The organism is Streptomyces sp. NPDC001153 (genome assembly GCF_053598315.1).
This window is the reverse complement of sequence record NZ_JBSFJZ010000025.1, coordinates 1-13,006: the sequence shown is the minus strand read 5'-3', so window position 1 is coordinate 13,006 and position 13,006 is coordinate 1. Positions and strand designations below refer to the sequence as shown.

The following is a 13,006-nucleotide window of genomic DNA, read 5'->3' as shown; positions in this document are numbered from 1 at the left end:
GCCCGCCGCATCCGGCCCCCATCATGGCCCGATGGATCTTCACGTGGAGCTGCCCCCCGCGATCGACGCCTCCGGACTCCTCGCCCTCGCCGAGGGCCATCACGGCCGTAGCGCCCGGGCGCTGGGTGTCCGGGAAGCCGCCGGTCATCTGGTCAAGGTGTACGCGCTGCAGGCACCGGGGCGTACGGTCGGTCCGCAGGACGTGGACACGGCGCTGGACCTGGCGGCGGGCCATCTGACGCTGGGACAGGCGCGCGGCTCGCTGGGCCTGGCGGTCCTGCTCGTGCACGCGGGGGGCGACGGCGACTACCTCCTCGTGCACAACTGGATCGAGGGACACATGTCCGACCTGGCCGTGTTCACCGGCCCGGCCGGGCGGCCGGCCGAGCTGCGGCCGGGCCGGGCGGGGCTCGCGCCCTGCGTCTGGGAGGCCGCGCTGCTGGCGCACGAGCGGGAGGCCTTCTCCCGGCACGTCCTGGACGGCAGGGGTCCGCTCGCCGAGCGCCTGACCGCCTGGAGCGCCGACACCCTGGAGGGCGAGGTCCGGTGACCGGGACTGCCCTGGTACGGCATGCCGGCCGGGCCGATCTGCCGCGCGTGGCCGAACTGGCCGCCCAGCACGCCGCGTACGAACGCGCCGCCCCGCCCGTGCCGGACCTCGCCGGCCGGCTGGCCGGCCTGCTGTTCGACACCCCCGCCCCGCGACTGCGCTGCCTGGTCGCCGAGACCCCGGACGGGGAGATCGTCGGCTACGCCACCTGCGCGCCCGAACTGTCCACCTGGGACGGGCGGGAGTACCTGCACATGGACTGCCTGTTCCTGGCCCCCGGCCACCGCGGCCTCGGCCTCGGCCCGCTGCTCGTGGACGCGGTGGTCGCCGAGGCACGGCGGCTCGGCGTCCCGGAGGTGCAGTGGCAGACACCCGCCTGGAACGAAGGGGCGGTCCGGTTCTACGACCGGCTCAGCGCCCGCGCGAAGCAGAAGCTGCGCTACAGCCTCCCGGTCGGCGGAGCGGTCGCCTGAGCCGGGAACCGGTCGCCGCCCGGGAGTTGTACCTGCGGCTGCTCGAGCACACGGGCACGGACGCGTACGACGCCGTCGCCGGCCCATGGGCCGCATACGCCGGAGCGGCCTACCGGGAGCGCCTCGCCACGGTGGCCGGCTTGCTGGGCGGACCCCTGCCGGAGCAGGGTGAGCCACAGCGGGCGCGGCTGCACGAGGACCTGTGGGAGCTGTACGCGCTGAGCCGGGTCGCCGACGCGCTGCTGCTCTGCTTCCAGCCGCCCGGGCACGACCACTGGGCGGGACCCGGGATCAGCGGGGAGCAGTATCCGGCGTTCTTCACGGGGCTCGGGATGGCGCCGTTCGAGGAGACCGCGGTGTTCGACCCGTTCCTGCACGAGATCGTGGAGGTCGAGCAGGCGGCCGACCCCGCCGAGCCGATCAGGATCACCGGGGTCGTCTGGCCGGGCCTGTGGCTGGGTGGCGGTGTCCTGTTCGGCCGGGCGGGCGTGCGCGTGCGGGCCGGGTCGCGGCACGCGGAGCGCGGCGTAGCCGACCGCTCCCCGCTGTACTGGACCTTCCGGCGCCGGCACCGGCCCACGGTCGATCCGTCCATGGGCTGGGGATCCAACTCCCAGTGGCGCACCGGCTTCCGCGTCGACGTCAGGACCAACACCGGCGACCGTCTCAACATCCTGGGCGACACGCACGTGGACGCCGTCGACGCGGACGGCGCGGAGGCGCTGTTGACCCCGGCCGAGCGGCGTGACCTGCTGCGGCACCGGTGCCTGCTGCGCACCCCGGAGCGGGCCGACGCGCTCGCCGCCCGTCCCGGCTGGGCTTCGGACCTGTACCCGTACGACTGGCGGTGACCGGAGCGGGACCCCGGCGCAGCGCCAGTGGGCCCCGACCGGGCGTCGGGCCCGAGGGTCTATCGTGTCCCCATGTCCGTCCCGGAATTGATCCGTGTCGTCTCCCGCGACTCCCCCATGGCCCTGGCCCAAGTCGAGCGCGTGCGCGCCGAGTTGGCCGTCCTTCACCCCGGTGTGCGCACCGAGGTGGTGCCGGTGAAGACCACCGGCGACAAGTGGCTCGGCGATCTGTCCAAGGTCGAGGGCAAGGGGGCCTTCACCAAGGAGGTCGACGCGGCCCTGCTGGCCGGGGAGGCCGATCTCGCGGTGCACTGCGTCAAGGACGTGCCCGCCGACCGGCCGCTGCCCGCCGGGACGGTGTTCGCCGCCTTCCTGAAGCGGGACGACATCCGGGACGCGCTGGTGCACCCGGGCGGGCTCACCCTGGACGAACTGCCGGCCGGCACCCGGATCGGCACCTCCGCGGTGCGCCGGGTGGCCCAGCTGTCCGCCACGCATCCGCACCTGGAGTGCGTGCCGTTCCGCGGCAACGCCAATCGACGGCTGGAGAAGCTGGCCGCCGGGGACGCGGACGCGCTGCTGCTGGCCATGTCCGGTCTGGAGCGGATCGGCCGGACGGACGTGATCAGCGAGGTGCTGTCGCCGGACGAGATGATGCCGCCGATCGGTGCGGGCATCCTCGCGCTGCAGTGCCGGGAGGACGACAGCGATCTGATCGACGCCGTCAGCGGGCTCGGCGACCCGGACACGCATCGCGAGGCGACCGCCGAGCGGATGTTCCTGCACGTGCTGCAGGGCCACTGCAACAGCCCCATCGCCGGGTACGCGCGCGTGGACCGCGGCGGGGAACTGTCCCTGCGGGCCTGCGTGTTCACTCCGGACGGCAAGACCCGGCTGAACGCCCACGAGTGGGCGGGCCGGCTCGACCCGGCCACGCTCGGCACCTCGGTCGCGGTGGCGCTGTTGCGGCAGGGCGCGCGGGAGATCATCGACGGCATCCCGCACTGACCACACGGTCGGGCACGGGGTCGTGCGACGGCTCCGTCCCGGGACCTGCGGCGGCGCCCGTCCGGCCGCGTCAGGCGGTGCCGGGCTCCGTCTGGTCCTTCAGGAAGGCGCTGACCTGGTGGGCCAGGCTGTGCTGCCCGGCGGAGGCAGGGGCGGCCGCCGGGGTCGCCTCCACGACGCCGATGCCGCCGGTCCACAGCCGGCGGTCGGCCCAGTCGTCCTCCACCCGCAGCTGCACCTGCACGTCCACGTGGGACAGCGCGGCCTCGGGGGCGGCGGCGTAGAGCACGGCGGTGGCCCGGCGCAGGGGGTAGACGTCGAAGCCCTCGATGAACTGCGAGTTGCGCCAGTCGATGAACGCGCCCTCGCCGTCGGGGCCGACCCGGACGTCGATCTGGCCGTCCTCCAGGTGGATGCCGTAGGGCTGGGCGCCGCGGTTCTCGACCGTCACACGGACCGTGAAGTACGTCAGCCCGACGGCGGCGTCGTCACGTCCGCGCGGCGGCTCCGCGGCCTCCAGACGGTGGACGCGGACCCGCAGACCGGCATGCTCGTCGTACTCCTGCCAGTCCCCGACCACGTTCGGCTCGTACACAGTGCCCCTCTCGACCTCCGAGAGCTGCTGTCTATCTGTGCGCTGAGCGCACTGTCAAATGAGTGGAATGCACTGTGGCCAGCGGGTTCGCCCGCTTTGATCGCTGATCAAGCGCTGCCCAGGAAGAATCCGTACCCGGCGGCTTCGCAGGGGGTACGGGTGCGTGCCGCACATCACGTCCGCGGGCAAGATCATCGGGCCAGGCGGCCGAGCAGCGAGGAGGCCGCGGTGACGCCGAGCGCGGCGGCCACCGCCAGGACGGCGAAGTCGGCGCCGAGGTGCGCGGGCGTGCCGAGCAGCAGGCCGCGCAGGGCGTCGACTTGGTAGCTCAGCGGGTTCACCTTGCTGACGGCCTGGAGCCAGCCCGGCATCACCGAGACGGGGTACAGGGCGTTGGAGCCGAAGAACAGCGGCATGGTGATCGCCTGCCCGAAGCCCATCAGCCGGTCGCGGCTGAGCACGATGCCGGCGATGGTCATCGACAGACAGGAGAAGAACGCGGAGGCGAGTACGACGGCGAGGGCGACGCCGAGCAGCTTCAGCGGGTTCCAGGTGAGGGCCACTCCGAGCAGGGCCGCGATGACGATCACGACGACCGCCTGGATCAGCGACTTCACCCCGGCGGCGAACGCCTTGCCGGTGATCAGCGCCGAGCGCGGGGTCGGGGTGACGAGGAGCTTGTTCAGGATGCCCGCGTCGCGCTCCCAGATGATCTGGATGCCGTAGAAGATCGCGATGAACATCGCCGACTGGGCGATGATGCCGGGCGCCATGAAGTCGATGTACGGGACGCCGCCGGTGGGTATGGCCCGTATCCGGGTGAAGGTCTGGCCGAAGATCAGCAGCCACAGGGCGGGCTGGACCGCGCGGGTGTAGAGCTCGGTGCGGTCGTGCCGCAGCTTCTGCAGTTCGACGGCGCACAGGGCGGCGACCCGGGCGGGCAGCAGCCGCCAGCCGGTGCGCGGCACGGGCGGGCTGAGTAGCAGGGCGGTGGCGCTGCCGGGGGCGCGGTCAGCCGACTCGGCGCGCGGTGCGGCGGGTGCTGCGGACATCGCGGAAACCTCCTGCGGAGTGGTCGTCGAGGCCGCTGCCGGCGACGTCGCGGAAGACGTCCTCCAGCGTGGGCAGGGTGCCGGTGCCCAGGCGTTCGGCGAGGCCGCGGCGGAGCTCGGCCGGGGTGCCGAGGGCGCGGATGCGGCCGCGGTGCATCAGGCCGACCCGGTCGCAGTACTGGTCGGCCTCGTCCATGTAGTGGGTGGTGACCAGGACCGTCATGCCGGTGGCCGCGCGGACGGCGTTGATGTGCTCCCAGACGCCGGTGCGGGCGATCGGGTCGAGCCCGATGGTCGGTTCGTCGAGGATCAGCAGCCGGGGCGCGCTCACCAGCGCCTGGGCGAGCTCCAGGCGGCGGACCATGCCGCCGGAGTAGGTGCCGGCGAGCCGGTCGGCGGCGTCCGCGAGGCCGACGGCGGCCAGCGCCTGAGTGACCCGTTCGGCACGCTCGCGGCGGGGGACGTCGAAGACACGGGCGAAGAGGGCGACGTTCTCCCGGCCGGTGAGCCCGCTGTCGGCGGACAGCTGCTGGGGGACATAGCCGAGCAGCCGGCGCACCGCCATCCGCTCCTTGGCCGCGTCGTGCCCGAAGACGCCGACCATGCCGGCGGGGACGGGCAGCAGGGTGGTGATGCAGCGGATCGCGGTCGTCTTCCCGGCACCGTTGGGCCCGAGCAGCCCGAACACCTCCCCCTCCCGGACAACCAGGTCGAGCCCGTCGACGGCACGCGTGTCACCGAAGGCGTAGACGAGCCGGGTGCAGCTGACTGCGTCGGCGACCGGGGCGGGGGCGGCCGCGGGGCGCGCGACTGCACCGGCTGTCGCGACTTCACCGGCTGTATCGACGGGGTCGGCGGATCCGGGGGCGGCATGGGCGGTTCCGGTGGGACCGACGGCGACGGCGGAGCCGACGGTTGCGGCGGGCGCACCGGGGCTCTCACCGGACGCGCCAGGGCCACCGGCGGCCCTGGCGGACGCGTCGACGCCCTCGGCGGATTCGGGCGACGCGCCCACGATTCCGGCGGCGCCGACAGCAGCGGCGGGAGCGCCGGGGGCGGCGTCAGCTGTATCGACATGCTCGGCGGATCCGGGGGCCGCACGGACGGTTCCGGCAGGGCCGACGGCTACCGCCGAGCCGACGGTTGCGGCGGGCGCACCGGGGCTCTCACCGGACGCGCCAAGGCCACCAGCGGCCCTGACGGATGCGTCGACGCCCTCGGCGGATTCGGGCGACGCGCCCACGATTCCCGCAGAGCCGACGGCCGCACCGGGCACATCGAGAGCCTGCCCGGACGCGCCAGAAACCGCGTCGGCACCGACGGCCCCGGCGGCGGCTGCGGCATAGGGGCTGTCGGCGGTGTCCACGGAGGCGGCAGGGCTGTCGGCCGCGTCCGTGGAGGCGCCGGAGGTGTCGGCGGGGGTTTCCGCGGTGTTCCTCGTCATGGCTCGTGGACCTCCGTCATGGTCGTCGGCCTCCGTCATGCTTCCTCGGCCTCCTCGTGCAGGCCGGCCGCCAGCTTGCGCAGTGCCGGCAGGGCCGCGCGCAGGGCCTCCCGGTCGGTGTCGTCGAGGCGGGACACGTGCCGGCCGACCAGTTCGGCCCGGCGCCGCTTCCAGTCGCCGAGGCGCTTCGCGGCGGCGGCGGTCAGCTGCAGCCGGGCCGCGCGCCGGTCGGCGGGGTCGGTCTCACGGACCAGGTAGCCGCCCCGGAGCAGCTGGTTGACCAGCGTCGACACGGAGTTGCCGGCCAGGTGCAGTGCCCTCGCCGCGTCCGAGATGCCGATGCCGGGCCGGGATTCGACCAGTCGGAGCAGCTCCACCTCGGCGCCGCGCAGCCGGGGCTCGGTCAGCCCGTCACGCAGCCGCCGCCGGATCAGCCGCTGGATGCGCACCAGCGCGTCCGCCAGCTCCTCCGGAAGGGTCTCCGACTCCGTTGCCGTTCGCTGTGGCGTACCGGGTTCCACACCAGAAGATTACCTCTCTTACAGAGGTAATTCCCGCCAAGGGGAGGCCAAGACCGACCCGGCTCGCACCCCATTTGTACTGAATTGTTTGTGATGTCCGGGAGGGGGAAAACAATGGGCAGTGCTTCGGACCGGAGGCACTTCCGTGGGAGTCGGCACCTTGCCGGACGCCCCGTTACCCGTTTCCCGGTCCGAGCGCGCCTCCCACGGTGTCTGTACATCCAGCACCTGCTGAGAGAGGTGCGCACCATGAGTGTCACCGCCAGCACGACTTCCCACCCCCACGATGACGCCCCCGACACGGCGGACTCCTTCGAGCGGCTCGCGACGCTGCCCGACGGCCCCGACCGGCGGGCGCTGCGTGATGAACTGGTCCGGCTCTGGCTGCCCATGGCCGAGCGGATCGCCGTGCGGTTCCGCGGCCGCGGGGAGACCCTGGAGGACCTGTACCAGGTGGCCGCCCTCGGCCTGGTGAAGGCCGTCGACCACTACGACCCCGAGCGTGGCCGTGCCTTCGAGGCGTACGCCGTGCCCACCATCACCGGTGAGATCAAGCGCCACTTCCGCGACCACATGTGGACCCTGCACGTGCCGCGCCGGGTACAGGACCTGCGCAACCGGGTCCGCTCCGCCTGCAAGGAACTGGCCCAGAGCACCTCGGGGCGCCCGCCCACCGTGGCGGAGATCGCCGCCCACACGCGGCTCAGCGAGGACGAGGTCCGCACCGGCATGGAGGCGCTCGAGTGCTTCTCCGCGCTGTCCCTGGACGCCGAGGTGGCCGGCACCGACGGCTACGCCCTCGGGGACTCCCTCGGCGACCCCGACCCCGGATACGACCTGGTGATCGACCGGACCGCCGTCAGGCCGTGTCTCGAGGCGCTGCCGGAACGCGAGCGCATCATCCTCTACCTGCGGTTCTTCCGCGGGATGACGCAGAGCCGGATCGCCCAGCAGCTGGGCATCTCGCAGATGCACGTCTCCCGGCTGCTCAGCAGCTGCTTCGACCGGCTGCGCGAGGAACTGCTCGCCGAGGCCCGCTGATTCACGCCGGGCCCGCCGTACGACCGGCACACCCCCCGAAACTCACCCGTCCGAGGTTCCGGGCACCTGAGTGGGGCCGTACCTGTCCATGGCGTCCTCCAGCGCCGCGCCGACATCGGGCGGGATGTCGCCGCAGCGCCCCCAGATGAGGATCAGCTCCGCGATGTTGCGCAGCTTGATGTTGGTGTGCTGGGAGACCTCCCTCAGCACCTCCCAGCCCTCGTCCGGGGTCACCCTGCCCAGGGCCACCACCATCCCGATCGCCTGGTCGACGACCGCGTGGGAGACCACGGCCTCCTTCATCTGGTCGACCTCGGCCTGCAGCGCGGAGAGCCTGTCGGGCTCGTTCGCTCCCATGCCCCCATCGTCCTCGCCGGCCTGCACCGATGCCACCGGGGGTACTCGAGGAGGCATCGGCCCCCTTCCGGTTGGACACTGGTGCGAGAGCGGTGGCCGCCCGGCCCCCGAGAGCAGGACGCGACTGACATGAACCACAACGCCCCCGTCAGTGGTGGACCGCGGAGGCGAGACGTCGTCTCCACGCACTCCGTCTTCGGTGCCCCGTGCTGGGTGAGCCTGACCAGCCGCGACCTCAAGGCCACCCAGGACTTCTACTCGGCCGTCCTGGGCTGGCGCTGGCGCGGCGCGAAACTCGGCGAGCACTTCCGTTTCGCGCTGGCGGACGGGGTGCCGGTGGCCGGCATCGCCGCCGTCGCGGCCATGTGGCAGATGGCGGTGGCCTGGACGCCGTACTTCGCCGTGCCGGACGCCGACGTGGCGGTGGCGCGGGTCCGCGAGCGCGGCGGTACGGCGGCCGTCGGGCCGCTGTCCTTCCCGCCGGGCCGTGCCGCGCTGCTGGCCGACCGGGACGGGGCCACCTTCGGCATCTGGCAGGGGGAGCTGGTCGCCAACTGGGAGGCCTGGCGGCGGGCGGCACCGACGTTCATCCGGCTGCACACCCGCGACGCCTTCGACGCCGCGATGTTCTACGGCGAGATCCTCGACTGGGCGTCCGGGCTGCCGGGCTGCTGCGAGGTGGAGTACGAGGGCGGCGAGGTGGTACTGCGCAGCCAGGGCGACATCGTGGCGCGCATCGACTCGGGGGCGGCGGAGGCGGCACCGGATCCCTCCGTCCGGCCGCACTGGCAGATCCACTTCGCCGTCGCGGACGTCACGGACTGCGCCCGGGCGGCGGAGAAGCACGGTGGCAGCGTGCTGAGCGAGAGCGAGGACGAGGCGATCCTCCGCGACGCCGACGGGGCCCAGTTCACCGTGACGTCACGCCGATTGCGCTGAGCCGGGGCCGGTCACGCCGGGTGCGCCGGGCGGAGGGCCGTCCGCCGCAGCCGGCCCCTCAGCTCGCCACGCGTGACGGGCGCGACAGCAGGACGAGACTGCGGGCCACCACGCGCAGCCTCGTGCCGGCCTTGCGTTCGCGTTCGTCGGGGATGCCGTCCGGGTCGGCGGTGTCGATCAGGGTCGTCCAGCGCTCGCCGAAGGTGTCGTCGGGCAGACGGAAGTCGACCGGTTCCCAGTAGCCGTTGACGAGCAGGAGAAAGGAGTCGTCGACCATCCGGCGCCCCTGGGCGTCGCGCTCGGCGATGGCGTCGCCGTTGAGGAACACCCCCACCGAGTGCGCGTCCCCGCGCTGCCAGTCCCGGGCCGCCATCTCACGGGCGTCGGGCCTGAACCACATCAGGTCGGGGAGCGGTTGCCTGGCGTTGGTCACGGTCTCGCCGCGGAAGAAGCGGCGCCGCCGCAGCACGGGGTGCGCGGCGCGCAGGGCGATCAGCCGCCGGGTGAACTCCGCGAGGGACCGCTGCTCCTCGGTCACCTCCCAGTCGATCCACGAGATCTCGTTGTCCTGGCAGTAGGCGTTGTTGTTGCCGTGCTGTGTGCGGCCGAGTTCGTCGCCGTGGCAGAGCATCGGGATGCCCTGCGACAGCAGCAGCGTGGCCAGCAGGTTGCGCTGCTGCCGGGCGCGCAGTTCGAGGACGGCCGGGTCCTTGGTGGCGCCCTCCACGCCGCAGTTCCAGGACCGGTTGTGGCTCTCGCCGTCCCGGTTGTCCTCGCCGTTGGCCTCGTTGTGCTTGTCGTTGTACGACACCAGGTCGCGCAGGGTGAAACCGTCGTGCGCGGTGACGAAGTTGACGCTCGCGCGCGGCCGGCGCCTGCTGTGCTGGTACAGGTCGGAGGAGCCGGTCAGCCGGGAGGCGAACTCGCCGAGCGAACCGGGCTCGGCCCGCCAGAAGTCCCGTACGGCGTCCCGGTACCTGCCGTTCCACTCCGACCACAGCGGCGGGAAGTTGCCGACCTGGTAGCCGCCCTCCCCCACGTCCCAGGGCTCGGCGATGAGCTTGACGCGGCTGATGACCGGGTCCTGCTGGATCAGGTCGAAGAACGCCGAGAGCCGGTCCACCTCGTGGAACTGCCGGGCGAGCGTTGCCGCGAGGTCGAAGCGGAAGCCGTCGACGTGCATTTCGGTGACCCAGTACCGCAGCGAGTCCATGATCAGCTGGAGCACGTAGGGGTGCCGCATCAGCAGGCTGTTGCCGGTGCCGGTGGTGTCGTAGTAGTGCGCCCAGTCGCCGTCGACCAGGCGGTAGTAGGACGCGTTGTCGATGCCCCGGAAGGACAGTGTGGGGCCCAGCTCGTTGCCCTCGGCGGTGTGGTTGTAGACCACGTCGAGGATCACCTCGAGGCCGGCCGCGTGCAGCGCCTTCACCATGGCCTTGAACTCGTTGACCTGCTGGCCCAGGGTGCCGAAGGCGGCGTAGGCGTTGTGCGGGGCGAAGAAGCCGATGGTGTTGTAGCCCCAGTAGTTGGACAGGCCGCGGTCCTGGAGCACGCCGTCCTGCACGAACTGGTGCACCGGCATCAGTTCCACCGCGGTCACGCCGAGCGAGGTCAGGTGCTCGACGACGGCGGGATGGGCGAGGCCCGCGTAGGTGCCGCGCAGCCGCTCGGGGACCTCGGGGTGGGTGCGGGTCAGGCCGCGTACATGGGCCTCGTAGATCACCGAGTCCGAGTACGGCGTCCGGGGCGGACGGTCGTCGCCCCAGTCGAAGTACGGGTCGGTGACCACGCCCAGCATGGAGTGCCCGGCGCTGTCGGCGGGGGCCGGGCCGTCCGGGGCGCGCTCGTACAGCGAGGCGTGGTTGTCGATCTGGCCGTCCACGGCGCGGGCGTACGGGTCGAGCAGCAGCTTCGCCGGATTGCACCGGTGGCCGAGCGAGGGCTGCCAGGGGCCGTGCACCCGGTAGCCGTAGCGCCGGCCCGGCCCGATGCCGGGCAGATAGGCGTGCCAGACGAATCCGTCGACCTCGTGCAGCCGCACGGGCGTCTGCTTGCCCGCGTCGTCGACGAGGATCAGCTCGACCCGCTCGGCCACCTCGCTGAACAGGGCGAAGTTGGTGCCCTGCCCGTCGAACGCGGCACCCAACGGGTAGGGCTGCCCGCTCCACACGGGCAGCCCTTTCCTGGTCCTTCGGGCGGTCACCGGCTGCCCTCCAGGGCGTCGTCCAGACCGGCGGCAGGCGCGGCGATCGCGCCGCCCGGATCGGCGGCCGACACGGCCATCGCCTCCGCCGGATCAGCGGCCGGCGCGCCCAGCGCGTCGTCCACGGCCCCCGCTGGCGCGGCCAGCACCGCCATCCGCTCCTCGCGCGGCACCTGCAGCCCCTGACGCAGCGTCGGCGCGGGGGCGGTCGGCACCAGCGGGACGCGCTCACCTGCGCGGGCCCGCTGCGAGAACCAGATGATCTTGCTGCCGGTGTCCGAGGCACAGCAGCCCCAGCCGTCGCTCATGGCGGCGATGTCCGCCAGGCAGGACCGCAGGTCCAGGTCGGGCCGCAGGTCGGGGTCGTCGTCACCGAAGGCGGTGATGAGGTGCTGGCCGTTCCACCACATCTCGATCGAGGTGTGCTTGTCGGAGGCGTGCTGGTCGATCGCCCGCAGCAGCAGTTCGGCGCCGCGGCAGACGGGATCCGTGAGGTTCTCGAGATCCCAGTAGCGGAGGTGGGCGGCCAGGATGCGGCTGACCTGACCCACCCGTTCCGGGCTGACTTCCACGTCGAGGTGGTAGTAGCAGGGCACTGCGGTCTTCATCGTCGCTTGCTCCTCACCGGCGAAGCTCTCGCTCCCCTCGCCCGCCCGGGACGGGTCCCGGATGCCTGTCCGGGAGGGATCCCGGACACATAGCGTGAGCGCTGATCGCTTCTGAGTCACCTCCACGGTGACCGCGCTACGCCATTCGTGCAACACGAGGGCCCGACACACATCCGTCGTTGAAGATCCAACAAGACGCTGCGTCGTCGTCCGTGCACCATAAGTGAAAGCCTCGATCGCCGTAACGGTGCCGTGCCCTTCCGTGCGCGGACACCACCCGACCGTCGGGAACGCGCCCAGTCGAGAGCGTGGAAGGTGAAGAGGGCAATGCTGCTACCCGCCAAGGCCGAAGTGGCCCGGGCGTTGCGGCGTTACCGGGCGTGGGAGCGCGTGATGCTCGCCTCGCCCCACGACCGCACGGTCCGGGCCACCTTCGAGGACTCGGGCTACACGCTGTGCGTACTGATGGGCAAACGCTGCGCCCGCGAGGCCGCGGACGCCGCCGAACGCTATCTGCGCACCAATCTGGTCACCTACCTGCGCGAGCAGGACGGACGGCCGCGGCCGCGCCGATCGGCCAGAAGGGCGCCGCCACCGGAGCGGCGTTCCACGGCGCCAAGCCCCTGACCTGGCACCGTACAAGGCGTTCCCCCCGGGGCCGGCGTGAGTCGGCCCCTCTCGGATCGCGAAGCCGGGCCGGGTGCCCGGCTTCGCGCACGGCGGAGGTGAGATACATGCGCAGGACCCCGGCCATCGGCCGCGTCCCGGTACGTGACGTCCGGCCGGCCGTGGAGTGCGGCAGGCGCCCGGCGAAAGCGGTGACCGGGGAGACCTTCCAGGTCACCGCCACCGTGTTCCGTGAAGGGCACGATGCCGTGGGCGCCAATGTGGTCCTGCGCGATCCCAAGGGCCGCCGTGGCCCGTGGACGCCGATGCGGGAGCTTTCCCCCGGCAGTGACCTGTGGGGTGCGGACGTCACCCCGGACGTGACGGGCCGCTGGACCTTCCGGGTGGAGGCCTGGAGCCATCCGCTGGCGACCTGGCGGCACACCGCCTCGGTCAAGGTGCCGGCCGGGATCGACATCGGGCTGGTGCTGGAGGAGGGCGCCGAGCTGTACGAGCGGGCGGCCGCCGGAGTGCCGAAGGGCCCGGAGCGCAACGTTGTCCTTGCCGCCGCGCAGGCCCTCGGCGACGACTCCCTGTCGGTGCACGAGCGCCTGGAGGCGGCCCTGTCGCCCGAGGTGGACGCGCTGCTGACGCGCTATCCGTTGCGGGAGCTGGTCACCGCCTCCGATCCCATGCCGCTGCTGGTGGAGCGGGAGCGGGCCCTGTACGGCTCCTGGTACGAGTTCTTCCCGCGCTCG

General features: G+C 72.6%; 14 protein-coding genes and 1 pseudogene. 8 read left to right on the top strand and 7 right to left on the bottom strand.

The window, feature by feature from the left end; genetic code table 11:
* Nucleotides 1-31: 31 nt before the first annotated feature.
* The 4 genes from ACWDEN_RS26740 to hemC all read left to right on the top strand — a co-directional run bounded on the left by ACWDEN_RS26740 (nt 32) and on the right by hemC (nt 2,882).
* On the top strand, nt 32-550 hold the full coding sequence (locus tag ACWDEN_RS26740) for a hypothetical protein (protein ID WP_450860289.1): 519 nt from the start codon (nt 32-34) through the stop codon (nt 548-550).
* Nucleotides 547-1,023 carry an N-acetyltransferase family protein gene (locus tag ACWDEN_RS26735; RefSeq protein WP_450860288.1) on the top strand — a complete coding sequence of 159 codons (477 nt, stop codon included), beginning with the start codon at nt 547-549 and terminating at the stop codon, nt 1,021-1,023. Before ACWDEN_RS26740 ends, ACWDEN_RS26735 begins: the two co-directional genes overlap by 4 nt.
* 26 nt (nt 1,024-1,049) lie before the next feature.
* Complete coding sequence (locus ACWDEN_RS26730) at nt 1,050-1,874, top strand: hypothetical protein (RefSeq protein WP_450860287.1); 825 nt, start codon at nt 1,050-1,052, stop codon at nt 1,872-1,874.
* 72 nt (nt 1,875-1,946) lie between these two features.
* Nucleotides 1,947-2,882 (top strand): hydroxymethylbilane synthase, encoded by a 936-nt coding sequence (hemC, locus tag ACWDEN_RS26725; protein ID WP_351620866.1) that lies wholly within the window; start codon nt 1,947-1,949, stop codon nt 2,880-2,882.
* Nucleotides 2,883-2,952: 70 nt separating this feature from the next.
* On the opposite strand, the gene ACWDEN_RS26720 is transcribed toward hemC, so the two are convergent.
* The 4 genes and pseudogenes from ACWDEN_RS26720 to ACWDEN_RS26705 form a co-directional block, all read right to left on the bottom strand.
* A complete protein-coding gene (locus ACWDEN_RS26720; protein WP_450860286.1) occupies nt 2,953-3,477 on the bottom strand; it encodes a hypothetical protein in 525 nt (174 codons plus the stop codon).
* 191 nt (nt 3,478-3,668) lie between these two features.
* Complete coding sequence (locus ACWDEN_RS26715; RefSeq protein WP_450860285.1) at nt 3,669-4,529, bottom strand: ABC transporter permease; 861 nt, start codon at nt 4,527-4,529, stop codon at nt 3,669-3,671.
* A pseudogene (locus tag ACWDEN_RS26710) lies at nt 4,489-5,304 on the bottom strand (ATP-binding cassette domain-containing protein); the annotation flags it as partial. The pseudogene ACWDEN_RS26710 and the gene ACWDEN_RS26715, both read right to left, overlap by 41 nt.
* Before the next feature lie 704 nt (nt 5,305-6,008).
* Complete coding sequence (locus ACWDEN_RS26705; protein ID WP_351620859.1) at nt 6,009-6,494, bottom strand: MarR family winged helix-turn-helix transcriptional regulator; 486 nt, start codon at nt 6,492-6,494, stop codon at nt 6,009-6,011.
* Nucleotides 6,495-6,743: 249 nt separating this feature from the next.
* On the opposite strand from ACWDEN_RS26705, the gene ACWDEN_RS26700 reads away from it, so the two are divergent.
* Nucleotides 6,744-7,535: an RNA polymerase sigma factor SigF gene (locus ACWDEN_RS26700; protein WP_351620856.1), complete on the top strand. Its 792-nt coding sequence runs from the start codon at nt 6,744-6,746 to the stop codon at nt 7,533-7,535.
* A gap of 42 nt (nt 7,536-7,577) precedes the next feature.
* Here the strand turns inward: ACWDEN_RS26700 and ACWDEN_RS26695 are convergent, their stop codons facing one another.
* Nucleotides 7,578-7,892, bottom strand: a complete 315-nt coding sequence (locus tag ACWDEN_RS26695; RefSeq protein ID WP_351620854.1) for an ANTAR domain-containing protein — start codon at nt 7,890-7,892, stop codon at nt 7,578-7,580.
* A 129-nt stretch (nt 7,893-8,021) separates the two neighbouring features.
* Here ACWDEN_RS26695 and ACWDEN_RS26690 point away from each other — a divergent pair, with 129 nt between their 5' ends.
* Complete coding sequence (locus tag ACWDEN_RS26690) at nt 8,022-8,831, top strand: VOC family protein (RefSeq protein ID WP_351620853.1); 810 nt, start codon at nt 8,022-8,024, stop codon at nt 8,829-8,831.
* Between the two features lie 58 nt (nt 8,832-8,889).
* Here ACWDEN_RS26690 and glgX read toward each other — a convergent pair whose 3' ends face one another.
* Together glgX and ACWDEN_RS26680 are read right to left on the bottom strand one after the other, a co-directional pair.
* Entirely contained in the window at nt 8,890-11,034 is a 2,145-nt protein-coding gene (gene glgX, locus ACWDEN_RS26685; RefSeq protein WP_450860284.1) for a glycogen debranching protein GlgX, read from the bottom strand.
* Complete coding sequence (locus tag ACWDEN_RS26680; protein WP_450860283.1) at nt 11,031-11,642, bottom strand: pep a2; 612 nt, start codon at nt 11,640-11,642, stop codon at nt 11,031-11,033. The genes glgX and ACWDEN_RS26680 overlap by 4 nt, the downstream gene beginning before the upstream one ends.
* A 327-nt stretch (nt 11,643-11,969) precedes the next feature.
* On the opposite strand from ACWDEN_RS26680, the gene ACWDEN_RS26675 reads away from it, so the two are divergent.
* Together ACWDEN_RS26675 and ACWDEN_RS26670 are read left to right on the top strand one after the other, a co-directional pair.
* Complete coding sequence (locus ACWDEN_RS26675) at nt 11,970-12,269, top strand: DUF5133 domain-containing protein (protein ID WP_228622012.1); 300 nt, start codon at nt 11,970-11,972, stop codon at nt 12,267-12,269.
* A gap of 107 nt (nt 12,270-12,376) precedes the next feature.
* Nucleotides 12,377-13,006 (top strand): maltotransferase domain-containing protein (locus ACWDEN_RS26670; RefSeq protein ID WP_351623439.1); only part of this gene is annotated, 630 nt, incomplete at its 3' end.

Excerpts from the sequence above, each read along its gene's own strand:
- ACWDEN_RS26740 (WP_450860289.1), top strand. The coding sequence starts at position 32 with ATGGATCTTCACGTGGAGCTGCCCCCCGCGATCGACGCCTCCGGACTC.
- hemC (WP_351620866.1), top strand. The coding sequence starts at position 1,947 with ATGTCCGTCCCGGAATTGATCCGTGTCGTCTCCCGCGACTCCCCCATG.
- ACWDEN_RS26715 (WP_450860285.1), bottom strand. The coding sequence starts at position 4,529 with ATGTCCGCAGCACCCGCCGCACCGCGCGCCGAGTCGGCTGACCGCGCC.
- ACWDEN_RS26700 (WP_351620856.1), top strand. The coding sequence starts at position 6,744 with ATGAGTGTCACCGCCAGCACGACTTCCCACCCCCACGATGACGCCCCC.
- ACWDEN_RS26695 (WP_351620854.1), bottom strand. The coding sequence starts at position 7,892 with ATGGGAGCGAACGAGCCCGACAGGCTCTCCGCGCTGCAGGCCGAGGTC.
- ACWDEN_RS26690 (WP_351620853.1), top strand. The coding sequence starts at position 8,022 with ATGAACCACAACGCCCCCGTCAGTGGTGGACCGCGGAGGCGAGACGTC.
- ACWDEN_RS26680 (WP_450860283.1), bottom strand. The coding sequence starts at position 11,642 with ATGAAGACCGCAGTGCCCTGCTACTACCACCTCGACGTGGAAGTCAGC.
- ACWDEN_RS26675 (WP_228622012.1), top strand. The coding sequence starts at position 11,970 with ATGCTGCTACCCGCCAAGGCCGAAGTGGCCCGGGCGTTGCGGCGTTAC.